The organism is Streptomyces albireticuli, from assembly GCF_021228125.1.
Lineage (GTDB): Bacteria > Actinomycetota > Actinomycetes > Streptomycetales > Streptomycetaceae > Streptomyces > Streptomyces albireticuli.
Map to the genome: position 1 here is coordinate 310,904 of NZ_JAJQQS010000005.1, position 23,315 is coordinate 334,218.

Below are 23,315 nucleotides of genomic sequence, written 5' to 3' on the forward strand. Positions count from 1 at the left end.
ATGGCTGCCGAGAAGCTCTCCGTCGTCAAGGCGATCAACGCCTCGCTGCGGACCGCCCTGGAGAACGACCCCAAGGTCCTGGTGATGGGGGAGGACGTCGGCAAGCTCGGCGGCGTCTTCCGTGTCACCGACGGCCTGCAGAAGGACTTCGGCGAGGACCGGGTGATCGACACCCCGCTCGCCGAGTCCGGCATCGTCGGCACGGCGATCGGGCTGGCCCTGCGCGGCTACCGCCCGGTGGTGGAGATCCAGTTCGACGGTTTCGTCTTCCCCGCGTACGACCAGATCGTCACCCAGCTGGCCAAGATGCACGCCCGCGCGCTGGGCAAGATCAAGCTGCCGGTCGTCATCCGCATCCCCTACGGCGGTGCCATCGGTGCCGTCGAGCACCACAGCGAGTCGCCCGAGGCGCTGTTCGCGCACGTCGCGGGCCTGAAGGTGGTCTCACCGTCGAACGCCTCGGACGCCTACTGGATGCTCCAGCAGGCGATCCAGAGCGACGACCCGGTGATCTACTTCGAGCCGAAGCGCCGCTACCACGACAAGTCCGAGCTCGACCGCTCGGCGATCCCCGCGCCCCTGCACGCCGCCCGCACGGTGCGCCAGGGCACGGACCTCACCCTCGTCGCCTACGGGCCGATGGTGAAGACCTGTCTGGAGGCCGCGGCGGCGGCCGAGGAGGAGGGCAAGTCCCTGGAGGTCCTGGACCTCCGCTCGATGTCGCCCGTCGACTTCGACGCGATCCAGGCGTCCGTGGAGCGCACCGGCCGGCTGGTCGTCGTCCACGAGGCCCCGGTGTTCCTGGGCACGGGCGCGGAGATCGCCGCCCGGATCACCGAGCGCTGCTTCTACCACCTGGAGGCCCCGGTGCTGCGGGTCGGTGGCTATCACGCGCCCTACCCGCCGTCCCGGCTGGAGGACGAGTACCTCCCGGGCCTGGACCGGGTGCTCGACGCCGTCGACCGCGCGCTGGCGTACTAGGGGTACGAGGAGAGTCGTGACAATGACTGCAAGCACCGCCAACGACCAGCGCTTCCGCGAGTTCAAGATGCCCGACGTGGGCGAGGGGCTCACCGAGGCCGAGATCCTCAAGTGGTACGTGGCCGTCGGGGACACCGTCGCCGACGGGCAGGTGGTCTGCGAGGTCGAGACCGCCAAGGCGGCCGTGGAGCTGCCGATCCCGTTCGACGGCGTGGTGCACGAGCTGCGCTTCGACGAGGGCACGACCGTGGACGTGGGCACGGCGATCATCTCCGTGGACACGAACCCGGGCGCGGGGCCGGCCGGTGCCGCCCCGGAGGCGGCCCCCGCCGCCGCGCGGGCGGCCGCCACGGCCGCCGAGCCCGAGCCGGAGACCGGCGGCCGCCAGGCCGTGCTGGTGGGCTACGGCGCCGCCCCGTCGTCGACCAAGCGCCGCGCGCGCAAGCCGCAGCCGGGGGCCGCGTCCTCGGTGGCGGCGGCCGTGCAGGCCGAGCTGAACGGGCACACGGCACCGGTCGCACCAGTGGCACCGGTCGCGCCGGCTGCTCCCATCACTCCCGTCACTCCCGTCGCGCCGGAGCCGGCGCTCGGCGGTCTCGCCCTGGCCTCGGCCTCCGGCGGCCGGCCGCTGGCCAAGCCGCCGGTCCGCAAGCTCGCCAAGGACCTGGGCGTGGACCTCGCCACGGTCACGCCGACGGGCGCGGACGGTGTGGTGACCCGTGAGGACGTCCACGCGGCCCTGGCGGCCGCTTCCGCGCCGACGGCCGCTTCCCCGGCGCCCCTCGCCTCCGGTGCCGTGGCGGAGGCGGCGCCGGGCGCGGAGGCCGCGTCCGGGGCGGGTGCCCTCGTCTCGCGGGAGACCCGGATCCCCGTCAAGGGCGTCCGCAAGGCCACCGCGCAGGCGATGGTCGCCAGTGCCTTCACGGCGCCGCACGTCACGGAGTTCGTCACCGTCGACGTCACCCGCACGATGAAGCTCGTCCAGAAGCTCAAGACCGACCCGGACATGGCCGGGCTCCGGGTGAACCCGCTGCTGCTGGTCGCGAAGGCCCTGCTCGTCGCGATCAAGCGGAACCCGGACGTCAACGCCGCCTGGGACGAGGAGAACCAGGAGATCGTCCGCAAGGACTACGTGAACCTGGGCATCGCCGCGGCGACGCCGCGCGGTCTGATCGTGCCCAACATCAAGGAAGCGCAGGCCAAGACGCTCCCGGAGCTGTCGCGGGCGCTGGGCGACCTGGTCGCGACGGCCCGCGAGGGCAGGACGTCCCCCGCGGACATGTCGGGCGGCACAGTCACCATCACCAACGTCGGTGTGTTCGGCATCGACACCGGTACGCCGATCCTCAACCCCGGTGAGTCCGCGATCCTGGCCTTCGGGGCGGTCAAGCTCCAGCCGTGGGTCCACAAGGGCAAGGTCAAGCCGCGGCAGGTGACCACGCTGGCGCTGTCGTTCGACCACCGCCTGGTCGACGGCGAGCTGGGCTCGAAGGTGCTGGCCGATGTGGCGGCGGTGCTGGAGAACCCGCAGCGGCTGATCACCTGGGGCTGACCGGGGTCGATCACCCGGACCGACGGGAGAAACACATTTACTGACCGGCCGACCGGTCAGTAAATGCCCCCGGTTCCTTTGCGCGGCCCGCCGGGAAGTTGAAAAAGAAAAGACAAAGGGCCCGGACGCGTCCCTCCTCACCCCCCTCCAGTGAGGAGAGAGCCTGCGTCCGGGCCCTTCGTCCTGAAACGGAGCGGCCTCGGGATTCCGCCCCTGGCAGGAGGTGGAATGGCCCGTGCTGCGCAATTTACTTAAGATTGACCAACACTTGCAGTGTCGGAATGGGAGGTCGCGTTGGACGGCGACGGCCGCGTGGACGGCGAATCCATAAGCCGCCTCCTGCGGGCGTGGCGGGCCCGCGTCGACGCCCGTACCGTGCCCGAGCTGCGCGGCACCGTTCCCCGTCCCGGCAGGCGCCTTTCCCAGGCCCAGGTGGCGCGGCTGACCGGGGTCAGCGAGGGCTGGTACCGCACCCTGGAGGCGGGTCGCCGCCAGGACTTCTCCGAGAGCTTTCTGCTCCGCGTGGCCCAGGCGCTCCGGCTGAGCGAGGCGGAAACACTCACCCTCTTCCTCGCGGTCTGCGGCCGCCGCCCGCCCGGTGAACTCTCCCGGGAGCACAAGGACTTGCCGCACGGTGTAAAGGCCCTGCTGGAGCAGCAGGTCTCCTATCCCGCTTATCTCTCCGACGTGGCGTGGAATGTCGTCGCCGCCAATTCCCTGATGGGTGAATGGTTTCCCTGGGTCCTTCGCCCGGGCGCCAATCTCATGCGCTGGGCGCTCCTCGACCCCGAGGCCCGCGAGCAGATGCTCGACTGGGAGGACAACTGCGCCCGCGCCTACCTCGCCATGCTCCGCGTGGCCGCCAACGGCGACCCCGGCGACACCGAACTGCGCACCCTCGTCCGCGACATCCTTGACGCCGACGCGGACTGCCGACGCATCTGGGCCGAGGAGCACGACGTCGTCGAACACCGCGACGGCCACGTCTTCCGGCTGCGCCTGCCGTACCACGGCAACGTCGAGACCCGGGTGACGACGCACGTCCTGCTGCCCATACAGCGCCCCGACCTGCGGTTCGTCTTCATCACACCCCTGGAGGGGTGGTCCGGCCCGCGCTGACGTCCCGGCGCCCGTTCCTCCACCGTCCGCACGTCCGCCCGTACCTCTGCCGCCCTCGCGCCGTCCGCACGCCCGCCCGTACCCGACCGCACCCCGCGGTCCCGGATGGTGGACACCCTCTCCTCACGCATACGTGTTGTATCTAAGCTGTGCGCATGTCATCCGCTCCCCCCGCCGCGCCCGGTCTCCAGACCAAACAGCCCCCCGCCGCCGAACGCGTCTACACGCATGTCAAGGAAGCCGTACTCCAGCGTCATTACGAGGGCGGCACGCTGCTCACCGAAGGAGATCTGGCCGAGGCGGTCGGGGTGTCCCGGACACCGGTGCGGGAGGCGCTCCTGAAGCTGGAGGCGGAGGGGCTGCTCAAGCTCTACCCGAAGAAGGGCGCGCTCGTCCTCGCCGTGTCCGCGCAGGAGATCGCCGATGTGGTCGAGACCCGGCTGCTGGTGGAGAAGTACGCCGCCACCAAGGCCGTCCCCGCCTCCGAGCGGCTCCTCACGCGCCTGGCGGAGCTCCTCGACGACATGCGCCGGCAGGCCGCCGCCGGTGACCTCGCCGCCGTGTCCGTCAGCGACCGGGCCTTCCACGCCGAGATCGTCAGCAGCATCGGCAACCAGATCCTCTCCCGCCTCTACGACCAGCTCCGCGACCGGCAGCTGCGGATGGGCGTGGCCGTCATGCACGCCCACCCCGACCGCATCGCCAAGAACCACGCCGAGCACGCCGGCATCCTGGAGGCCCTGCGCTCCGGGGACGCCGACGCGGCCGTCGAGATCATCGACCAGCACATCGGCTGGGTGCGCAACCTCGCGCAGGGCGACATCCGATGAGCGCCCACGGAACGGCCGCGCTCCCCGGCGACCCGCCCGGCGGCCGCCGCGCCATGGCCGTCTGGGGCATCGGCGTCGCCGTCTACCTCGTCGCCATCATCTTCCGCACCAGCCTCGGCGTCGCGGGCATCGACGCCGCCGAGCGCTTCCAGATCAACGCCTCCGCGCTCTCCACCTTCTCCATACTCCAGCTGCTCGTCTACGCGGGCATGCAGATACCCGTCGGCCTGATGATCGACCGGCTGGGCACCCGGAAGGTCCTCGCGCTCGGCACGGTCCTCTTCACCGCCGGACAGCTCGCCTTCGGCCTCTCGCACTCCTACGGCACCGCCCTCGCCAGCCGCGCCCTCCTCGGCTGCGGCGACGCGATGACGTTCATCAGCGTCCTGCGGCTCGGCGCCCGCTGGTTCCCCGCCCGCCGCGGCCCGATGATCGCCCAGGTCGCGGCCCTCTTCGGGATGGCCGGAAACCTCGTCTCCACCGTGTTTCTCACCCGGATCCTCCACAGCGCGGGCTGGACCCAGACCTTCGTCGGCAGCGCCGCCGCCGGAGCCGTCGTCCTCGTCCTGATGCTCGCCTTCCTCAAGGACCACCCCGAGGGATACGAGCCCGCCCCGGTCGGCCACTCCGGCCGCGGCTTCGTCCGCCGCCAGATCGCCCGCGCCTGGCGGGAGCCCGGCACCCGGCTCGGCATGTGGGTGCACTTCACCACCCAGTTCCCCATGCAGGTCTTCATGCTCCTGTGGGGCATGCCGTTCCTCGTCGAGGCGCAGGGCCTCTCCCGGGACACCGCGGGCCTGCTGCTCACCGTCGCCGTGCTCGCCAACATGGCCATCGGCCTCGTCTACGGGCAGATCATCGGCCGCCACCACGCCGCCCGGATGCCCCTCGCCCTCGGCACCGTCGCCGTCACCGCGCTGATGTGGGCCGTCGCCGTCTTCTGGCCCGGCGCGCACGCGCCGATGTGGGTGCTGGTCCTCCTCTGCGTCGTGCTCGGCACCTGCGGCCCGGCCTCGATGATCGGCTTCGACTTCGCCCGCCCCGCGAACCCGCCCGAGCGCCAGGGCACCGCCTCCGGCATCGTCAACATGGGCGGCTTCGTCGCCGGCATCGTCACGCTGTTCGCCGTGGGCCTGCTGCTCGACGCCACCGGCGACGACTACCGGATCGCCTTCGCCTCGGTGTTCGTCATGGAGGCCCTGGGGCTGTCGCAGATCCTCCGGCTGCGCACCCGCGCGCAACGCCGCGAGGAGGAGCGGATCGTCGCGTCGAGGGTGGAGACCGTGCACGTGCCGGTGTGACCCGCGGGGGGAAGGGCCGGGAGGGGCCCGCATCAGCACCTCAGGACGTCAGCGCCTCAGGACGTCAGCGCCTCAGGACGTCAGCGCCTCACGACGTCAGAACCTCACGACGTCAGAACCTCACGACGTCAGCGCCTCACGACGTCACCGCGAACTCGCGGAGGATCGCCTCCGCGAGCCCCGGCTCCCCCTCCCGCTTGATCCGGTCCCCGGCCCGCTCCGGCCGCACCCGCCCGCACGCCAGCCGCGCGTACGTCTCCCAGTCCAGCGCCAGCGTGACCGTCGGCCCCAGCGACACATGGCTGTCGATCCTCGCCTGCCCCCGCTCGCCGACCCGCACGGTCCGCAGGAACTCCAGCGGGCCGTGCACGTCGAAGACCACCGCCGCACCCGGCGGCGCCCCGGCGTCCCGCGCCACGACCTTCGGCAGCGCGTCCAGCAGGAAGTCACGGCTGATCACCGCGGCCGGCGAGTCCAGGTTCCCGGGCACGCCCAGCGCGCGCCGCAGGTCCTGCTCGTGCGTCCATACGTCGAACACCCGGTACCGCAACGTCCGTTCCAGCGTGGTCTCCGTGCTGGTGCCCAGCGGCCAGCGGATCAGCGTCTGCGGGCTGCGCGTCTCGTTCCGCAGCTGCCGGCCCCGCCTGATGATCATCAGGTCCAGCTCCGACGACATCTCCAGCGCCGTGTGGCAGCGCCGCACGTCGACCTGCACCTCCATATAGCGCGTGAACTCGTCGGTCACGTGGTAGAGATCGCGCGGCAGCGAGTGGATCGGCCGAGGCTCGCCCAGCATCTCGCTCTCCACGCCGATCACGTGCGAGACCACATCGCGCACCGACCAGCCGGGGCACTCCGTGGCCCGGTTCCAGTCGCCCTCGGCGAGTGGTCTCACCAACTCGAGGATCGCTTCGGCGGAATGGGTCCAGGCATCGACGGCGGGTTGCAGACTGGGGTGGACGGTCACGGGATCCCTCGGGCGTTGCGTGCGTGCGCGGATGGGCTGCTCGTAGGTCACTTGTCGCTGCGGGGCATGAGCTGTCGGGGCAGGATCTGTCTGGGTGCTCAGCAGTTAAGTTACGCTGCGCGAGGGCAGCCATGCAGTCGTTTCGGACGCTGAAAGTGGGGGTACTGTGCGCGTTTCCCTGATCCAGCTGGCGGTCGACCCGGCCGAACCGGCCGACGCGCGCCGCGCCCGCGCCGCCCGTCTCGTCCGTGAGCAGCGCACGAGCGACCTCGTCGTCCTGCCCGAGCTGTGGCACATCGGCGCCTTCGCCTACGAGTCCTTCACCCGCGACACCGAGACCGTCGCCGGCCCCACGGCCCGGGCCATGGCCGAGGCCGCGCGCGACGCCGGGGTCTGGCTGCACGCCGGGTCGATCGCCGAGCGCCCGGAGCCCGGCGGCCCGGTCTTCAACACCTCGCTCGTCCTCTCCCCGGCCGGCGAACTCGTCCGCACCTACCGCAAGATCCACCGCTTCGGCTTCGACCAGGGCGAGGCCGTCCTGATGTCCGCCGGCACCGAGATCGTCACCGTCCCGCTGCCGGAGACCACGCTGGGCCTGGCCACCTGCTACGACCTCCGCTTCCCCGAGCTCTTCCGCGCCCTCGTCGACGCCGGGGCCCAGACCCTCGTCGTCCCGGCCGGCTGGCCCGAGCGCCGCCGCGAGCACTGGACCCTGCTCGCCAGGGCGCGCGCCGTCGAGAACCAGTCCTACGTCCTCGCGTGCGGCACCGCCGGCACCCACGCGGGCGTGCCGCAGGCCGGGCACAGCCTCGTCGTCGACCCCTGGGGCGCGGTCCTCGCCGAGGCCGGGCCGGACGAGGAGGTCCTCACCGTGGACCTCGACCCGGCGAAGGTGGCGAAGACCCGCGAGGAGTTCCCGGCCCTGAAGGACCGGGTGCTGGGCCGATAGGTCCACGTCGTGGACACGGGAATGCGTGTGCGGGTACCGGTGTTCCAATGGACCATGACTTCTCGAGCACGTGTCCGCGCCCCCGAACTGATCGGCAAGGGCGGTTGGCTGAACACCGGCGACACCGAGATCACCCTCGCTGATCTGCGAGGACGCATTGTCATCCTGGACTTCTGGACGTTCTGCTGTGTGAACTGCCTGCATGTCCTGGACGAACTCCGGGAACTGGAGGAGAAGCACCGCGACACCGTCGTGATCATCGGTGTGCACTCCCCGAAGTTCGTCCACGAGGCCGAACACCAGGCCGTCGTCGACGCCGTCGAGCGCTACGGCGTCCACCACCCCGTCCTCGACGACCCCGAGCTCGCCACCTGGAAGCAGTACGCCGTACGCGCCTGGCCCACGCTCGTCGTCATCGACCCCGAGGGCTACATCGTCGCCCAGCACGCCGGCGAGGGCCACGCCCACGCCCTGGCCGCGCTCGTCGCGGAGCTGGAGGCCACCCACGAGGCCAAGGGCACCCTCCGCCGCGGCGACGGCCCCTATGTGGCGCCCGAGCCCGAGGCCACCGACCTGCGCTTCCCCGGCAAGGTGCTGCCCCTGCCCGGCGGCGGCTTCCTCGTCTCCGACTCCACCCGCCACCAGCTCGTGGAGCTCGCCGCCGACGGCGAGACCGTCGTCCGCCGCGTCGGCAGCGGCGAGCGCGGCTTCGGCCCCGACGCCTTCAGCGAGCCGCAGGGCCTCGCGGTCCTCCCCGACGGCACGGTCGCCGTCGCCGACACCGTCAATCACGCCCTGCGCGCCTACGACCCGGCCACCGGCGCCGTCACCAGCCTCGCCGGCACCGGCCGCCAGTGGATGCAGGGCCGTCCCACCAGCGGCCCCGCCCTCGACACCGACCTCTCCTCCCCCTGGGACGTGGCCTGGTTCGCCGGCCGCCTCTGGATCGCCATGGCGGGCGTCCACCAGCTGTGGACGTACGACCCGGAGACCGGCACCGTCGAGGTCGCCGCCGGCACCACCAACGAGGGCCTGGTCGACGGCCCGGCCGCCGAGGCGTGGTTCGCCCAGCCCTCCGGGCTGGCCGCGACCGAGGACCGGCTGTGGATCGCCGACTCCGAGACCAGCGCGCTGCGCTACGTCGAGCGCGACGGGGAGGGATTCGCCGTCCGCACCGCCGTCGGCACCGGCCTCTTCGACTTCGGGCACCGCGACGGCGCGGCCGGGCAGGCGCTCTTCCAGCACCCGCTGGGCGTCACGGCCCTCCCCGACGGCTCGGTGGCCGTCTCCGACACCTACAACCACGCCCTGCGCCGCTACGACCCGGCCACCGGCGAGGTGACCACCCTCGCGACGGACCTCCGCGAGCCCTCGGACGCCGTGCTGGACGGCGACGACATCGTCGTCGTCGAGTCCGCCCGGCACCGGCTCACGCGGCTGCGCCTGCCCGAGGAGGCCGTCCGGGTCGAGTCCGTCGCCCACCGCACCCAGCGCGCCGCGACCGACATCGCGCCGGGCCGGCTCCGCCTCGACGTCGTCTTCCAGGCCCCGGCGGGCCAGAAGCTCGACACCCGCTACGGGCCGTCGACGCGCCTCCTGGTCAGCTCCACCCCGCCGGAGCTCCTCGCGGAGGGCGCGGGGTCCGGCACGGACCTCGGCCGCGACCTGGTCCTGGCGGACGGCGTGACCTCGGGCGTGCTGCACGTGTCGGCGATGGCGGCGTCCTGCGACGACGACCCGGCGAACGAGTACCCCGCGTGCCACATGCACCAGCAGGACTGGGGAGTCCCGGTCCAGGTGGTCGCCGGCGGGGCGGAGCGCCTGCCGCTGGTGCTGGCGGGCCTGGACGCGTAGCGCGGAAGGGGCGGGCGGCTCACCCCGCCCCTTCCCGGACGTCCTCGCGCGCCGCACGGGCGGGCGTCACCGGGTGAACCGGTGGTCCTCCTCGACGACCGTCGCCGCCGGGGGCGGCGGCTGGGTGCGGCGGCGTTTGAAGACGCTCACGTACGCCGAGGTGCCGATGACCCCGACGATCATCAGGATCAGGCCCACCAGGTGGACGTTCATTCCCTCCAGCCGCCAGTCCACGGCGAAGGTGAGGATCGCGCCGATCCCGATCAGACCGATGCACCAGCCCATGCCCATGGTGACCGCCTCCGTTCCCGTCGGTGTCCCACTGGTCCGGCGCGGCCGTTCCGGCCGGCCGGCTCCCCGGCGGGTACCCGCGACCGGAACGGTCAATCAGCGGGCGGGTCTCACCACTTGAGCGCGGGCGCCGGTGCGTCCTGCCAGTACGTGACGCGCGCGGAGTCGTCGACGGCGAGCGTGCCCCCGGGCAGGGCGACCGGGATCTGTCCGCCGACGCTGCCGCCGCCGTCGGCGCCCTGGAAGGAGACGGCGAGCTTCCGGGCCTTGCGGGCGTTGCCGCCCGAGCCGTCGGCCGAGGCGGCGAGCACGGCCGCGTAGGCCGGCTTGCCGGGCGCCAGGGTGACGGCGGACCGCGGCCTGCTCTCCTCGACGACGCCCGCCGTGGCCTGGTCGGCGTCGAAGCGGAGGAAGGGGAAGCCGTGGGCGACGCAGGGGGCCTTGGAGGTGTTGGTGGCCACCAGGAGCAGGTGGTTCACGGGTGACGGGACGGCCCTGGCCTCCACCTTGACGGTGTCGGAGGTGCAGGCGGCCTTGCCGTCCTTGCCGACCTTGGCCGCCTCGTTCTGCCCGTACCGGCCGTCCGCGCCGCTCCGCCCGTCCTGAAGTCCGCCCTGGTCCGTCTCCTCCAGGTCGGAGGTCTCGGCCTTGCCGCTGGTCCTGGCCCCCGAACCGTCGTCGCTTCCGCAGGCGGTCAGGGTGAGGGCCGCCGCGGCGGTGAGCGCCGCGGCGGCGAGGCGGAGGCTGCGGGTACGAGTCATGCTGGTTCCCCCGATGGGACGTCACTGGCGGTACCGGGCGGCACCCGTGGCACGGGCGGTACGGAATACGGCAGGGATCATTCCGCACCTTGCCGCCGAACGGCTAACGTTCCGGTGACGTTAGTCCTTCGGTTCGGTCCGCCGGGTCCGGCCCGCCCGAACGGGCCCGCCAGGCCGGAAGAGGCCCGGGCGGGCCGGAAGGGTCCGGGCAGGCCGGAACAGGCCAGGGCGGCCCGGACTCAGCCCTCCAGGAACGCGGTCAGCGCCGCCGCCAGCAGGAACGGGTCGTCCGCGCCGCAGAGCTCACGGGCGGAGTGCATGGACAGGCAGGCGAGGCCGATGTCGATGGTGGCGATGCCGTGCCGCGCGGCGGTGATGGGACCGATGGTGGTGCCGCAGGGCATGGCGTTGTGGGAGACGAAGTGCTGCCACGGCACACCGGCCCGCTCGCACGCGGCGGCGAAGACCGCGCGCCCGCTGCCGTCGGTCGCGTACCGCTGATTGACGTTGACCTTCAGGATGGGACCGCCGTTGGGCAGCGGGTGGTGCCCCGGCTCATGGTGCTCGGCGTAGTTGGGGTGCACCGCGTGGCCCATGTCGGAGGAGAGGCAGATGGTGCCGGCGAGGGCGCGCGCCTTGTCCTCGTACGTACCGCCGCGGGTGAAGACCGACCGTTCCAGCACATTGCCCAGGAGCGGGCCCTCCGCGCCGGTGTCCGACTGGCTGCCGTTCTCCTCGTGGTCGAACGCGGCGAGCACCGGGATGTACGACAGCTCGCCGCCGACGGCGGCCGTCAGCGCGGCCGTACCGGCGTGCACGGACAGCAGGTTGTCCAGGCGCGGGGCGGCGAGGAGCTCCCGGTCGCGGCCGAGGTAGGCGGGCGCCTCGACGCTGTGCACCATGAGGTCCCAGCCCGTGATGTCGTCGGCGGCCACACCCGCCTCCTCCGCCACGAAGCGGATCAGGTCTCCCTCGCGCGGCGTGCCCAGGCCCCAAATGGGGGTCATGTGGCGCTGCTTGTCGAGCTTCAGGCCCTCGTTGACGCCGCGGTCGAGGTGGATGGCGAGCTGCGGCACGCGCAGCAGCGGGCGGTCGGCGTTCACCAGGTGGTCGCTGCCGTCGCGCAGGGTGACGCGGCCGGAGAGGCCCAGGTCGCGGTCGAGCCAGGTGTTGAGCAGCGTGCCGCCGTAGAGCTCCACGGCGACCTGACGCCAGCCGTGGGCACCGGTGTCGGGCAGCGGCTTGACGCGCAGGTTCGGCGAGTCGGTGTGGGCACCGATGATGCGGAACGGCGTGGCGGCGGTGGCGCCCTCGGGGACGTACCAGGCGATGATCGCGCCGCCGCGGGTCAGGTACTTGCCGCCGGCCGACGCGTCCCAGGCGTCGGTCTCGGCGATCCGGCGGAAGCCCGCCTTCTCCAGCCGTGCGGCGGTGTTGGCCACCGCGTGGTACGGCGAGGGGCTGGCGGCGAGGAAGGTCATCAGGTCGTCGGTGTGGCCGCGGTCGAAGCGGTGCGCAGGGCTCATGGCACTCAGGATAAGGACAGAGGGCCTGCTCTTCCGGGTGGAAGAGCAGGCCCTTTGCCTGGTCCGGTGCTTCGGGGACCCCGAGCGGGACCCTGACCGGAACGCCGGTTAGAACACCGACTCGTCAAGCTCCATCAGGGAGTTGTCGACGGCCTCGGCGAGACCGCGCTCGACGGAGACGGCCGGCAGGATGTTCGCGGCGAAGAACTTCGCGGCGGCGATCTTGCCCTCGTAGAAGGACTTGTCCTTGGCGGGGGCGCCGGCCGCGAGCTTCTCGGCGGCGACGGCCGCGCCGCGCAGCAGCAGGTAGCCGACGACGACGTCGCCGGAGACCATCAGCAGGCGGGTGGTGTTCAGGCCGACCTTGTAGATGTTCTTGACGTCCTCGCCGGTGGAGGTGAGGTCCGCGATCATCTTGCCGACGATCGCCTCCAGGTCCACGGCGGCCTTGGCGAGCGAGCCACGCGCGGCGGCCAGGTCCTCGCCGCCGGCCTCGGACGCGAGGAACTTCTTGATCTCCTCGGCCAGGGTGTTCAGGGACGCGCCCTGGTCGCGGACGATCTTCCGGAAGAAGAAGTCCTGGCCCTGGATCGCGGTCGTGCCCTCGTAGAGGGTGTCGATCTTCGCGTCACGGATGTACTGCTCGATCGGGTACTCCTGGAGGTACCCGGAGCCGCCGAAGGTCTGGAGCGACTGGGCGAGCTGCGCGTAGGAGGTCTCGGAGCCGTAGCCCTTGACGATCGGCAGCAGCAGGTCGTTGAGGCCGTGCAGCGCCTTGGTGTCCTCGCCCGCGTGCTCCTTGACCAGGATGTCGTCCTGGACGGCGGCGGTGTGCAGGACGAGGGCGCGCATGCCCTCCGCGTACGCCTTCTGCGTCATCAGCGAGCGGCGGACGTCGGGGTGGTGGGTGATGGTGACCTTGGGCGCGGTCTTGTCCATGAAGTTCGCCAGGTCCGGGCCCTGCACGCGCTCCTTGGCGTACTCCAGCGCGTTGAGGTAGCCGGTGGAGAGGGTGGCGATGGCCTTCGTGCCGACCATCATCCGCGCGAACTCGATGATCATGAACATCTGGCGGATGCCGTCGTGCTTCTCGCCGATGAGCCAGCCCTTGGCGGGGTGGTTGGCGCCGAAGGTCATCTCACAGGTGTTGGACGCCTTGAGGCCCATCTTGTGCTCGACGTTGGTGGCGTAGACGCCGTTGCGGTCGCCCAGCTCGCCGGTCTCGAAGTCGAACTCGAACTTCGGGACGAGGAAGAGGGAGAGGCCCTTGGTGCCCGGGCCGTGGCCCTCGGGGCGGGCGAGGACGTAGTGGAGGATGTTCTCCGCCATGTCGTGCTCACCGGAGGTGATGAAGCGCTTCACGCCCTCGATGTGCCAGGAGCCGTCCTCCTGCTTGACGGCCTTGGCGCGGCCGGCGCCGACGTCCGAACCGGCGTCCGGCTCGGTCAGGACCATGGTGGAGCCCCACTGCTTCTCCACCGCGATCTTGGCGATGTGCTTCTGCTGCTCGGTGCCCTCGGCGTGCAGCACGCCGGCGAACGCCGGGCCGGAGGAGTACATCCAGACGGCCGGGTTGGAGCCCAGGATCGTCTCCGCGAAGCCCCAGAGGAGGGAGCGCGGGGCGGTCGTGCCGCCGATCTCCTCCGGGATGCCGAGGCGCCACCACTCGGCGTCCATGTACGCCTGGTAGCTCTTCTTGAAGGTGTCCGGGATCGGCGCGGTGTTGGTCTCCGGGTCGAAGACCGGGGGGTTGCGGTCGGTGTCCGCGTAGGACTCCGCGAGCTCGTTCTCGGAGAGCCGGGTGATCTCCGAGAGGATGTCCTTGGCGGTCTCGACGTCCATCTCCGCGAACGGGCCGGAGCCGTACAGCTTGTCGCGGCCGAGCACCTCGAAGAGGTTGAACTCGATGTCGCGGAGATTCGACTTGTAGTGGCCCATGACAACGGCTCCGTAAGGCTGGGAGGTAGACCTCAAAATACGTACCGGGCAGTAATTTCCATGATGCTACCCGTCGGTAATAAGACGCAACCCCTGATCACCCAACTGTGACTCAGTACGCTTGGGGCCATGTACGGCTACGACCAGAACGCGGGCGCTCAGGGTTACGCGCCGCCGCAGCAGCCCAACGGCTACGGCGAGCAGCCGCTCTACCCGGAGCCGTCTCCGCCGTCGCTCGCCGACGCGGTACGGGCCTTCACGACGGGCTCGATGTCCGCCGAGGACTTCCAGGTGATCCTCTCGACCTCGAAGGTCTACTGCCCGCGCGGTGACAACCCCGGCTTCCTCGCGCTGCACAACACCCAGCACCCGGTGATCCCGATGTTCACGTCGCTCAAGGAGCTGCGGCGGTACGCGGGCAAGGAGTCCAAGTACTTCGTGATCACCGGCGCCGAGGTCATCGACCTGCTGCCGACGGGCTACGGCTTCGTCCTGGACATGGAGGGCGACCACCGCATGGTGTTCGACGCCAAGGCCGTCGAGCAGATGGTCGACTTCGCCATGCGGCGGATGTACGGCTAGACCCGCCTGTCGCGCGGGCGCCGTCAGGCCCGGGTGCCCGCCGCCCGGGCGTAGAGCTTCGCCACGTGGTCGCCGAAGTACGCGCTGTAGGAGTTCCGCTCGTCGCCGCCCTCGTCGTGGCCGCCCAGCACGCCGGTGAGCGTGCCCAGGCCCGTCGCCGGGTCGACGTCCGTGAGGAACGGGCCGCCGCTCGTGCCGTTGGGCAGGCCCTCGCAGGGGAAGCGGAGCTGGGTGCGGCCGAAGCGCTCCGTGCTGTTCTGGCAGGCCAGCGGGCGCTCGTCGCCCACGGGGTAGCCGATGACCCGCGTCGGCCGGTCCGGGTCGGGTGAGAAGCGGATCCGCTCGGCGCCCGTGACCTTCTCCACGGGGGTGCCGTCGCCGGCCCTGCGTACCCGCAGGAACGCCACGTCGTGGTCCGGGTCCCGGTCCTCCGCCCATTCCGGAGAGATGTCCACGGAGGTGGGCACCCACACCCCGTACGGCGCCTCGCCGTCCCGGTAGCCCGGTACGAAGGCCAGATCCGTGCGGAAGCCGCCCTGGTACACGCAGTGCGCGGCGGTGATCACCAGGTCGCCCCGGGGGCTGTGCACGACGCTCGCGGTGCAGCCGTGGCCCGGCTCGCCCTGCCCGGTGTAGAACAGCGGGCCCACGGCCGGGGACGGCTCGGCGGGGGCCGCCTCCAGCGGGTCCGAGGGCGGCGGCGACGCGGTCCGCGCCGCCCGGTCCGCGGGCGCTCCGGGCGCCCGGGAGCCGCCCTCGCGCACGACCGTCCGCATCGCCTCGGCGGCCTTGTCGCCCAGCTCCCGGGGTGCCGTGTAGTGCCCGGAGGCGGCGCCGCCGGACAGCGGGGCGTCCGTCGCCGCGCCCCGGTCGGCCACCACGAAGGCGACGGCGGCCAGGCCCAGGAGCACCGCCGCGACGAGGGCGGCGAGGGCTGTCGGGCCTGTCGGGAGGCTTCCGCCGGCTTTCACGCGCATTGATCCAGTGTCCATGGTCGGCCCCGGGCCGGGCGCGGCGCCGGGGCGCGCCTGCGACCGGCCGCGTGAGCTGCGGGAATGCGAAGGGCCTTGCAGGTTGTTCACTCTTCAACTAACTTGAGGGCTGTAACGAACCCAGGAGGTTGTCATGCCGGCCGTGACCGTCGAGAACCCGCTGACCCTGCCGCGCGTCACCGCTCCGGCGGACGGCAGGCAGCGCCCCGTACTGCACGTGGGCACCGCCCCGTCGGGCTTCGAGGGCGAGGGATTCCCCGTTCGCAGGGCGTTCGCGGGGATCAACTACAAGTACCTCGACCCGTTCATCATGATGGACCAGATGGGTGAGGTGGAGTACGCACCGGGCGAGCCGAAGGGCACCCCGTGGCACCCGCACCGCGGCTTCGAGACCGTCACGTACATCATCGACGGGATCATGAACCACCGGGACTCGCACGGTGGCGGCGGCACCATCACCGACGGCGACACCCAGTGGATGACCGCCGGCTCCGGCCTCCTGCACATCGAGGCCCCGCCGGAGGAGCTGGTGATGGCCGGCGGCCTCTTCCACGGCCTCCAGCTGTGGGTGAACCTGCCCAAGCGGGACAAGATGATGGCCCCGCGCTACCAGGACATCGGCAGCGGGCAGGTCCGGCTGCTCACCTCCGGCGACGGCGGCGCACTGCTGCGGCTGATCGCGGGCGACCTGGACGGGCACGAGGGCCCGGGCATCACCCACACGCCCATCACGATGCTGCACATCTCGCTGAACCCGGGCGCCGAGCTGACGCTCCCCTGGCGGCCGGAGTTCAACGCCCTCGCCTACGGGCTCGCCGGGCGCGGCTTCGCGGGCGCGGAACAGCGGCCCTTCCGTACGGGGCAGACGGTGGTCTTCGGCAACGGCGACGCGCTCACCCTCCGGGCCGACGGGACGCAGGAGTCCCGGAGTCCGAACTTCGAGGTCGTCCTCCTCGGCGGGCAGCCGATCCGGGAGCCGATGACGCACTACGGGCCGTTCGTGATGAACACCCAGGCGGAGCTCGCGCAGGCCTTTGAGGACTTCCAGGCCGGGCGGCTCGGGACGATCCCGGCGGACGCGGCCTGAGCCCGCGCTCCCCGCGCCACGGCGCCCTCGGCGCCGGGCGGATCTAAGCCGGGCGGATCTAAGCGGTCCGCCCGGTCTCCGGGGGCGCTTCCGCGTCCGGGAAGTCCGGGATATCCGGGAAGTCCGGGACGTCCGGGCCGTCCGGGAGCACGGGCGCGGTGCCGTCCGACTCGTAGATCTCGAACCAGATGTTCTTGCCCTCGCCCCGTGGGTCCACCCCCCAGGCCCCGGCCAGCAGCTCCATCAGCACCAGGCCCCGGCCCGAGGAGGCCATCTCGCCGGGGTGCCGGCGGTGCGGCAGTTCGTCGCTGGCGTCGGCCACGTCGACGCGCACCCGGCGCTCGCCGGGCGCCCCGGATATCTCCGCGACCAGCAGCGCGTCGCCGTCCGTGTGCACGAGGACGTTGGTGACCATCTCGGAGACCATCAGGACCGCCGAGTCGGCCTGGTCCTCGTCCGGCCAGTCGTACATCAGGTGGCGTATCTGCTGCCGTGCCTCCGCGATGCGCTCGGGCTCGGCCTGGGCGATGGTCAGGGCCGTGCGGCGGACCGGGCGGGCCGGGGCCTCCGGGGCGCCCACCGCCGTGGAGGCGGCCACCTGGCGGCAGAGCAGCAGGAGGGCGATGTCGTCCTCGCGGCGGTCGACGAGCGGCCCGGTGGTGTAGTGCGAGGGCGGGCCGTGGACGGCCTGGACGAGGGCGTCGGCCAGCTTCTCCAGGTTCCCGCCGTCGGTGTCCAGGGGGAAGCCCTCGACGACCTTCCGGAGCCGGGTCCAGCCGGTCTCCAGGTCGTGGCCGCCGGTCTCGATCAGACCGTCCGTGCAGACGAGCATCGTCTCGCCGGGTTCCAGGACGAGCCGGGTGGTGGGGTAGTCCGTGTCCGGGTCGATGCCCAGGGGGAGGCCGCCCGCGGTCGCCCGGACGAGCAGGGTGCCGTCGCTCAGCCGGATCGCGGGGTCGGGATGGCCCGCCCGGGCGATCACCAGGACCCCGCTGGACGGGCAGACCTCGATGTAGAGACAGGTCGCGAAGCGCGGGTCCAGGTCCTCCGGCCCGGTGCCGTTGACGCCGGCCAGGAAGCGGGAGGCCCGGGAGAGGACCGCGTCCGGGTGATGGCCCTCGGAGGCGTACGCGCGCAGGGCGATCCGCAGCTGGCCCATCAGCCCGGCGGCCCGTACGTCGTGGCCCTGCACGTCCCCGATGACCAGGGCGATCTTCCCGGAGGGCAGCGGGATCATGTCGTACCAGTCGCCGCCGACCTGGAGGCCGCCGCCGGTCGGCACATAGCGCGCGGCCACCGACATCCCGCTGATGTCCGGCTGCACCGTGGGCATCATCGAGCGCTGGAGCCCCACGGAGAGCTCGCGCTCCGATTCGTGCACGCTCGCCCGGCTCAGCGCCTGGGCCAGCATCCGGGCCACGGTGGTCAGCACCGAGCGCTCGTCGGGGGTGAAGGAGACGGGCAGGCCGAACCCGGCCATCCAGGCGCCGATGGTCTGCCCCGCGTTGATCAGCGGCAGGAAGGCCCAGGAGCGCCGCCCGAAGCGCTCGACCAGCGGCCACAGCTCCGGGAAGCGGCGCTCGTACTCCTCGGGCGAGGGGATGTAGACCGCGCGGCCGGTGCGGATGACCTCGGCGGCGGGATAGGCGGTCTCCAGCGGCATGTCCAGGAAGGGGTCCATGTCACCGGGGCCGTAGCCGTGGTGCCCGATGAGGATCACCCGGTTGGCCTCGGTGCCGAAGACGGCCAGCGCGGAGGGCTCGAAGCCCGGCATGGAGAGGCCGGCGGCCACCCGCAGCACCTCGGAGGTGGAGCGGGCCTCCGCGAGCGCCCGGCCCGCGTCCAGCAGAAACGCTTCTCTGTTGCGGCGCCAGTCGCCCGTGACGGGGGTGCGGACGGCGGAGGTGCCGGGCTGCGCGGCCGGGACCTCCTCTACGGTCCCGACGAGCAGGTAGTCCGCCCCGCCCCGGACCGGCCTGGAGCGGCTGCGCACGGTCCGCAGCACCCGGCCCTCGTCGTCGACGACCCGCAGCCGGGCCTCGGCGAGGGTGTTCTCGGCGACGGCCAGATTGATGATGCCCATGATCTCGACCCAGTCCACGGCGTGGAACCGGGCGCGGGCGGCCGACTCGGTCAGCTCCACGCGCTCCGCCGGGAGGCCCAGGAGCCGTGCGGCCTCGGCGTCGAAGGTGGCGATGCGCGAGGCGTTGTCCCAGTGCCACAGTCCCGTCGCTACGGCGGCAAGTACGTCCTCGGTGCGCATTGCCCCACTTTATGCGGGTATGCCGGGTAGATACCACCGATGCCGTCCGCGGCAGTAGGTAGGCTTGCACACGCGCTGCTGCGACGCTAACCCGGCGCTCCTCCAGCGCGAGACGCCTCGATCAGCGAGTTCGGCCCACGATCTCGAACACCCCTCGACCACGACTTGGATGAACGATGCATCGGTACCGGTCCCACACCTGCGGCGAGCTCCGTGCGGCTGACGTCGACACCGACGTGCGACTGAGTGGCTGGCTGCACAATCGGCGCGACCTGGGCGGCATCCTCTTCATCGATCTCCGCGACCACCACGGCCTGGTCCAGCTGGTCGCCCGCCCCGGCACGCCCGCCAACGAGGCCCTGAGCCACCTCACCAAGGAGACCGTCGTCCGCGTGGACGGCAAGGTCACCGGCCGCGGCGCCGACAACGTCAACCCCGACCTCTCCACCGGCGAGATCGAGGTCGAGGTCACCGAGGTGGAGGTGCTGGGCACCGCCGAGCAGATCCCCTTCACCATCAACGCCGACGACGGCGTCAACGAGGAGCGGCGCCTGGAGTACCGCTTCCTCGACCTGCGCCGCGAGCGCATGCACCGCAACATCATGCTGCGCTCCGCCGTCATCGCGTCGATGCGGCAGAAGATGACGGCGCTCGGCTTCAACGAGATGGCCACCCCGATCCTGTCCGCGACCTCCCCCGAGGGCGCGCGCGACTTCCTGGTGCCGTCCCGTCTGCACGCCGGCAAGTTCTACGCCCTGCCGCAGGCCCCGCAGCAGTTCAAGCAGCTGCTGATGATCGCCGGCTTCGACCGCTACTTCCAGATCGCCCCCTGCTTCCGCGACGAGGACGCCCGCGCGGACCGCTCGCCGGGCGAGTTCTACCAGCTCGACGTCGAGATGTCCTTCGTCGAGCAGGAGGACGTCTTCCAGGTCATCGAGAAGGTCATGACCGACCTCTTCGAGGAGTTCGGCAACGGCCGCCACGTCACCTCGCCGTTCCCGCGGATCCCGTTCCGCGAGGCCATGCTGAAGTACGGCTCCGACAAGCCGGACCTGCGCGCCAAGCTGGAGCTCGTCGACGTCTCCGACGTCTTCGCCGGCTCGGAGTTCAAGGCGTTCGCGGGCAAGCACGTCCGCGCCCTGGCCGTCCCGGCCACCGGTGACCAGCCGCGCAAGTTCTTCGACGGCCTCGGCGACTACGCGGTCGAGCAGGGCGCGAAGGGCCTGGCCTGGGTCCGCGTGGGCGAGGAGCTGGCGCTGACCGGCCCGATCGCCAAGTTCCTCACCGAGGAGAACGTCAAGGCCCTCGCCGACCGCCTCGGCCTGGAGCCCGGCCACGCGATCTTCTTCGGCGCGGGCGAGTTCGACGAGGTCTCCAAGATCATGGGCGCCGTGCGCGTCGAGGCCGCCAAGCGCGCCGGCCAGTTCGAGGAGAACGTCTTCCGCTTCTGCTGGATCGTCGACTTCCCGATGTTCGAGAAGAACGAGGACACCGGCCAGATCGAGTTCTCGCACAACCCGTTCTCCATGCCGCAGGGCGGCCTGGAGGCGCTGAACACGATGGACCCGCTGGACATCCTCGCCTGGCAGTACGACATCGTCTGCAACGGCACCGAGCTCTCCTCCGGCGCCATCCGCAACCACGAGCCCGAGGTGATGTACCGCGCCTTCGAGATCGCCGGTTACAGCAACGAGGAGGTCGAGAAGGAGTTCGGCGGCATGCTGCGCGCCTTCAAGTTCGGCGCCCCGCCGCACGGCGGCATCGCCCCGGGCGTCGACCGCATCGTGATGCTGCTGGCCGACGAGCCGAACATCCGCGAGACCATCGCCTTCCCGCTCAACGGCAACGCCCAGGACCTGCTGATGGGCGCCCCGAGCGAGGTCGACGAGGCCCGTCTGAAGGAGCTCCACCTGTCGCTCCGCAAGGCGCCGCAGGCCAAGCCCGCCCAGTAAGGCCGGCACGCGCGTACGCCCGAGGGCCCGGAACCGCCGATGTGGTTCCGGGCCCTCGCGTATGCGCGGCCGTCGTCGCGCCTGTCCCCGGCCGGCCCGGGCGCCTCCCGTGGCGGCCCCGTGACCGTCACATCAGCGCCGTCACCAGCGGCAGCCGGGGGCAGCAGCCCGCCGCGGCGTGCACGGCGCGCGCCAGCCGCCCCTGGGTGAGCCGGCGGTTCCACAGCACGGATCGCACGCCGTACTCCGCCACCGCCATCAGCTCCGTCTCACCGAGCTCGTCCGCGACCAGCACCACCGGCGCCCCGCCGTCCCGGGCCCGCCGGCGCAGCTCGGCCGCCGCGGCGGCGTCGTCCGCCCCCATCAGCAGGACCTCGACGTCCCCCGGCCCGCGCACCACGCGCAGCTCGGGCAGCTCCCGGAGTCTGCGTACGAAGCGGGCCCGGCTGAGCTCGTCGGTGGCGTGGACGCTCACGGTGATGCGCTTTACGAACACTGCTCTTCCTCGTTCCCCGTCTTCCCCCGTGACTCGAACGTGCTCCAGCCTGCCGGGCGGGCTTCAACGAACGATTGCCGATCGATCAACGCGCATAAACGAGGGCCCGGAACCGAAAGGTCCCGGGCCCTCGTCGAGCTGTGGCGTGCCGTTACGCGGCGGCGTCGCCGCCCCCGAAGCGCTCACGGTAGGACTCCAGGTCCTCCTCGGTGATCTTCGCGAAGAGCACCGGCGGGACCGAGAAGGGCGTACCGGCCGGGACGAAGGTCAGGGAGCGCGCCTCGTCCGCCGTGACCCATGTGCGGGTGTCGTCGGCGAGGTCGAACGCGAGGCGCAGGGCCGACGCCGACTGCGGGATGAAGGGCTCCGAGATCACCGCGTACAGGTGGATCAGGTTCATCGCCGTGCGCAGCGTCAGGGCCGCGGCGTCGGGGTCGGTCTTGATCTCCAGCCAGGGGGCCTTGGACTCCAGGTAGGAGTTGCCCGCGCTCCACAGGGCGCGCAGGGCCTGCGCCGCCTTGCGGAACTGCATGGCCTCCATGTGCTCCTCGTACTCCTGGAGCAGCTGGGCGATCTCCCGGCCCAGGGCGGCCTCGGCCTCACCGGCCTCGGCGCCGGCCGGGACCTCCTCGCCGAAGCGCTTCTTGGAGAAGGACAGGACGCGGTTGACGAAGTTGCCCAGGACGTCGGCGAGGTCCTTGTTCACGGTGGCCGAGAACAGCTCCCAGGTGAACGAGGTGTCGTCCGACTCGGGGGCGTTGGCCATCATGAAGTAGCGCCAGTAGTCGGCGGGCAGCAGCTCCAGGGCGTCGTGCGTGAAGACGCCGCGCTTCTGGGACGTGGAGAACTTGCCGCCGTAGTAGTTCAGCCAGTTGAAGGCCTTGACGTAGTCGACCTTCTTCCACGGCTCGCGGGTGCCGAGCTGGGTGGCGGGGAACATCACCGTGTGGAACGGGACGTTGTCCTTGCCCATGAACTGGGTGTAGCGGACGTCCGTCGCCTCGTACCACCAGGACTTCCAGTCGCGGTTCTCCGGGTCCTGGGCCGCCCACTCCTTCGTCGCGCCGATGTACTCGATCGGGGCGTCGAACCAGACGTAGAAGACCTTGCCCTCGGCCGCCAGCTCGGGCCAGGTGTCGGCCGGGACGGGGACGCCCCAGTCCAGGTCACGGGTGATGGCGCGGTCGTTCAGGCCCTCGGTCAGCCACTTGCGGGCGATCGAGGAGGCCAGCACCGGCCAGTCCTTGCCGTGCTCGTCGATCCACGCCTCGACCTCGCCCTGGAGCTTCGACTGGAGGAGGAAGAGGTGCTTGGTCTCGCGGACCTCCAGCTCGCTGCTGCCGCTGATGGCCGAGCGGGCGTCGATCAGGTCCGTGGGGTCGAGGACGCGGGTGCAGTTCTCGCACTGGTCGCCGCGGGCCTTGTCGTAGCCGCAGTGCGGGCAGGTGCCGACGATGTAGCGGTCGGGCAGGAAGCGGCCGTCGGCCAGGGAGTAGACCTGGCGGATCGAGCGCTCCTCGATGAACCCGTTCTTCTGCAGCTGCCGTGCGAAGTGCTGGGTGATCTCGTGGTTCTCCGGCGAGGAGCTGCGGCCGAAGTAGTCGAAGGACAGCGCGAAGCCGTCGTAGACCGCCTTCTGGGCGTCGTGCTGCTTGGCGCAGAACTCGGCCACGGGCAGGCCGAGCTCCTTGGCGCCCAGCTCGGCCGGGGTGCCGTGCTCGTCGGTGGCACAGATGTACAGCGTCTCGCGGCCGGTCTGGCGGAGGTACCTGGCGTACACGTCCGCCGGGAGCATGGACCCCACCATGTTGCCCAGGTGCTTGATCCCGTTGATGTACGGAAGGGCGCTGGTGATGAGGTGTCGAGCCATTTCC

19 protein-coding genes are annotated in these 23,315 nt (G+C 71.5%); 10 read left to right on the plus strand and 9 right to left on the minus strand.

Annotated elements, in window-relative coordinates; all coding sequences use genetic code 11:
- The 5 genes from LUZ64_RS12105 to LUZ64_RS12125 all read left to right on the plus strand — a co-directional run bounded on the left by LUZ64_RS12105 (position 1) and on the right by LUZ64_RS12125 (position 5,783).
- Positions 1 to 981, plus strand: a complete 981-nt coding sequence (locus LUZ64_RS12105; protein ID WP_087927307.1) for an alpha-ketoacid dehydrogenase subunit beta — start codon at positions 1 to 3, stop codon at positions 979 to 981.
- A gap of 22 nt (positions 982 to 1,003) precedes the next feature.
- The gene (locus LUZ64_RS12110; RefSeq protein ID WP_095578541.1) at positions 1,004 to 2,533 is read left to right on the plus strand and encodes a dihydrolipoamide acetyltransferase family protein; all 1,530 of its coding nucleotides are present in this window, start codon (positions 1,004 to 1,006) and stop codon (positions 2,531 to 2,533) included.
- 273 nt (positions 2,534 to 2,806) lie between these two features.
- On the plus strand, positions 2,807 to 3,652 hold the full coding sequence (locus LUZ64_RS12115) for a helix-turn-helix transcriptional regulator (RefSeq protein ID WP_095578542.1): 846 nt from the start codon (positions 2,807 to 2,809) through the stop codon (positions 3,650 to 3,652).
- Positions 3,653 to 3,807: 155 nt separating this feature from the next.
- Positions 3,808 to 4,482 carry a GntR family transcriptional regulator gene (locus LUZ64_RS12120; protein ID WP_095578543.1) on the plus strand — a complete coding sequence of 225 codons (675 nt, stop codon included), beginning with the start codon at positions 3,808 to 3,810 and terminating at the stop codon, positions 4,480 to 4,482.
- The gene (locus LUZ64_RS12125) at positions 4,479 to 5,783 is read left to right on the plus strand and encodes an MFS transporter (RefSeq protein WP_095578544.1); all 1,305 of its coding nucleotides are present in this window, start codon (positions 4,479 to 4,481) and stop codon (positions 5,781 to 5,783) included. Before LUZ64_RS12120 ends, LUZ64_RS12125 begins: the two co-directional genes overlap by 4 nt.
- A 136-nt stretch (positions 5,784 to 5,919) precedes the next feature.
- Here the strand turns inward: LUZ64_RS12125 and LUZ64_RS12130 are convergent, their stop codons facing one another.
- Entirely contained in the window at positions 5,920 to 6,750 is an 831-nt protein-coding gene (locus LUZ64_RS12130; RefSeq protein ID WP_095578545.1) for a maleylpyruvate isomerase family mycothiol-dependent enzyme, read from the minus strand.
- Positions 6,751 to 6,916: 166 nt separating this feature from the next.
- On the opposite strand from LUZ64_RS12130, the gene LUZ64_RS12135 reads away from it, so the two are divergent.
- Positions 6,917 to 7,699, plus strand: coding sequence for a carbon-nitrogen family hydrolase (locus LUZ64_RS12135; RefSeq protein WP_095578546.1), 783 nt, complete (start codon positions 6,917 to 6,919; stop codon positions 7,697 to 7,699).
- A gap of 54 nt (positions 7,700 to 7,753) precedes the next feature.
- On the plus strand, positions 7,754 to 9,553 hold the full coding sequence (locus LUZ64_RS12140; RefSeq protein WP_095578561.1) for an NHL domain-containing thioredoxin family protein: 1,800 nt from the start codon (positions 7,754 to 7,756) through the stop codon (positions 9,551 to 9,553).
- 66 nt (positions 9,554 to 9,619) lie between these two features.
- On the opposite strand, the gene LUZ64_RS12145 is transcribed toward LUZ64_RS12140, so the two are convergent.
- The 4 genes from LUZ64_RS12145 to LUZ64_RS12160 form a co-directional block, all read right to left on the minus strand.
- Complete coding sequence (locus LUZ64_RS12145; RefSeq protein ID WP_095578547.1) at positions 9,620 to 9,844, minus strand: hypothetical protein; 225 nt, start codon at positions 9,842 to 9,844, stop codon at positions 9,620 to 9,622.
- Positions 9,845 to 9,954: 110 nt separating this feature from the next.
- Positions 9,955 to 10,605 carry a DUF4232 domain-containing protein gene (locus LUZ64_RS12150; protein ID WP_095578548.1) on the minus strand — a complete coding sequence of 217 codons (651 nt, stop codon included), beginning with the start codon at positions 10,603 to 10,605 and terminating at the stop codon, positions 9,955 to 9,957.
- 239 nt (positions 10,606 to 10,844) lie between these two features.
- Complete coding sequence (locus LUZ64_RS12155) at positions 10,845 to 12,131, minus strand: M18 family aminopeptidase (RefSeq protein ID WP_095578549.1); 1,287 nt, start codon at positions 12,129 to 12,131, stop codon at positions 10,845 to 10,847.
- A 108-nt stretch (positions 12,132 to 12,239) separates the two neighbouring features.
- Positions 12,240 to 14,069 carry an acyl-CoA dehydrogenase gene (locus tag LUZ64_RS12160; RefSeq protein WP_095578550.1) on the minus strand — a complete coding sequence of 610 codons (1,830 nt, stop codon included), beginning with the start codon at positions 14,067 to 14,069 and terminating at the stop codon, positions 12,240 to 12,242.
- Between the two features lie 129 nt (positions 14,070 to 14,198).
- Here LUZ64_RS12160 and LUZ64_RS12165 point away from each other — a divergent pair, with 129 nt between their 5' ends.
- Positions 14,199 to 14,651: an SseB family protein gene (locus LUZ64_RS12165; protein ID WP_095578551.1), complete on the plus strand. Its 453-nt coding sequence runs from the start codon at positions 14,199 to 14,201 to the stop codon at positions 14,649 to 14,651.
- Positions 14,652 to 14,674: 23 nt separating this feature from the next.
- On the opposite strand, the gene LUZ64_RS12170 is transcribed toward LUZ64_RS12165, so the two are convergent.
- Entirely contained in the window at positions 14,675 to 15,628 is a 954-nt protein-coding gene (locus LUZ64_RS12170) for a trypsin-like serine peptidase (RefSeq protein ID WP_232389894.1), read from the minus strand.
- A 148-nt stretch (positions 15,629 to 15,776) separates the two neighbouring features.
- Here LUZ64_RS12170 and LUZ64_RS12175 point away from each other — a divergent pair, with 148 nt between their 5' ends.
- On the plus strand, positions 15,777 to 16,730 hold the full coding sequence (locus LUZ64_RS12175; protein WP_095578553.1) for a pirin family protein: 954 nt from the start codon (positions 15,777 to 15,779) through the stop codon (positions 16,728 to 16,730).
- Between the two features lie 58 nt (positions 16,731 to 16,788).
- On the opposite strand, the gene LUZ64_RS12180 is transcribed toward LUZ64_RS12175, so the two are convergent.
- A complete protein-coding gene (locus LUZ64_RS12180) occupies positions 16,789 to 18,993 on the minus strand; it encodes an ATP-binding SpoIIE family protein phosphatase (protein ID WP_095578554.1) in 2,205 nt (734 codons plus the stop codon).
- A gap of 176 nt (positions 18,994 to 19,169) precedes the next feature.
- Between LUZ64_RS12180 and aspS the strand changes: the two genes are divergently transcribed.
- A complete protein-coding gene (aspS, locus tag LUZ64_RS12185) occupies positions 19,170 to 20,945 on the plus strand; it encodes an aspartate--tRNA ligase (RefSeq protein WP_095578555.1) in 1,776 nt (591 codons plus the stop codon).
- Between the two features lie 127 nt (positions 20,946 to 21,072).
- Here aspS and LUZ64_RS12190 read toward each other — a convergent pair whose 3' ends face one another.
- Entirely contained in the window at positions 21,073 to 21,441 is a 369-nt protein-coding gene (locus tag LUZ64_RS12190) for a response regulator (RefSeq protein WP_095578556.1), read from the minus strand.
- Positions 21,442 to 21,592: 151 nt separating this feature from the next.
- Positions 21,593 to 23,311: a methionine--tRNA ligase gene (gene metG / locus LUZ64_RS12195; RefSeq protein WP_095578557.1), complete on the minus strand. Its 1,719-nt coding sequence runs from the start codon at positions 23,309 to 23,311 to the stop codon at positions 21,593 to 21,595.
- Positions 23,312 to 23,315: the final 4 nt, after the last annotated feature.

What these genes read in the sequence shown, in the direction of transcription:
- LUZ64_RS12145 (WP_095578547.1), bottom strand. Translation starts at nt 9,844, where the DNA reads ATGGGCATGGGCTGGTGCATCGGTCTGATCGGGATCGGCGCGATCCTC.
- LUZ64_RS12125 (WP_095578544.1), top strand. Translation starts at nt 4,479, where the DNA reads ATGAGCGCCCACGGAACGGCCGCGCTCCCCGGCGACCCGCCCGGCGGC.
- LUZ64_RS12110 (WP_095578541.1), top strand. Translation starts at nt 1,004, where the DNA reads ATGACTGCAAGCACCGCCAACGACCAGCGCTTCCGCGAGTTCAAGATG.
- LUZ64_RS12140 (WP_095578561.1), top strand. Translation starts at nt 7,754, where the DNA reads ATGACTTCTCGAGCACGTGTCCGCGCCCCCGAACTGATCGGCAAGGGC.
- LUZ64_RS12120 (WP_095578543.1), top strand. Translation starts at nt 3,808, where the DNA reads ATGTCATCCGCTCCCCCCGCCGCGCCCGGTCTCCAGACCAAACAGCCC.
- LUZ64_RS12150 (WP_095578548.1), bottom strand. Translation starts at nt 10,605, where the DNA reads ATGACTCGTACCCGCAGCCTCCGCCTCGCCGCCGCGGCGCTCACCGCC.
- LUZ64_RS12180 (WP_095578554.1), bottom strand. Translation starts at nt 18,993, where the DNA reads ATGCGCACCGAGGACGTACTTGCCGCCGTAGCGACGGGACTGTGGCAC.
- metG (WP_095578557.1), bottom strand. Translation starts at nt 23,311, where the DNA reads ATGGCTCGACACCTCATCACCAGCGCCCTTCCGTACATCAACGGGATC.
- LUZ64_RS12105 (WP_087927307.1), top strand. Translation starts at nt 1, where the DNA reads ATGGCTGCCGAGAAGCTCTCCGTCGTCAAGGCGATCAACGCCTCGCTG.
- LUZ64_RS12155 (WP_095578549.1), bottom strand. Translation starts at nt 12,131, where the DNA reads ATGAGCCCTGCGCACCGCTTCGACCGCGGCCACACCGACGACCTGATG.
- LUZ64_RS12175 (WP_095578553.1), top strand. Translation starts at nt 15,777, where the DNA reads ATGCCGGCCGTGACCGTCGAGAACCCGCTGACCCTGCCGCGCGTCACC.
- aspS (WP_095578555.1), top strand. Translation starts at nt 19,170, where the DNA reads ATGCATCGGTACCGGTCCCACACCTGCGGCGAGCTCCGTGCGGCTGAC.
- LUZ64_RS12170 (WP_232389894.1), bottom strand. Translation starts at nt 15,628, where the DNA reads ATGCGCGTGAAAGCCGGCGGAAGCCTCCCGACAGGCCCGACAGCCCTC.
- LUZ64_RS12160 (WP_095578550.1), bottom strand. Translation starts at nt 14,069, where the DNA reads ATGGGCCACTACAAGTCGAATCTCCGCGACATCGAGTTCAACCTCTTC.
- LUZ64_RS12165 (WP_095578551.1), top strand. Translation starts at nt 14,199, where the DNA reads ATGTACGGCTACGACCAGAACGCGGGCGCTCAGGGTTACGCGCCGCCG.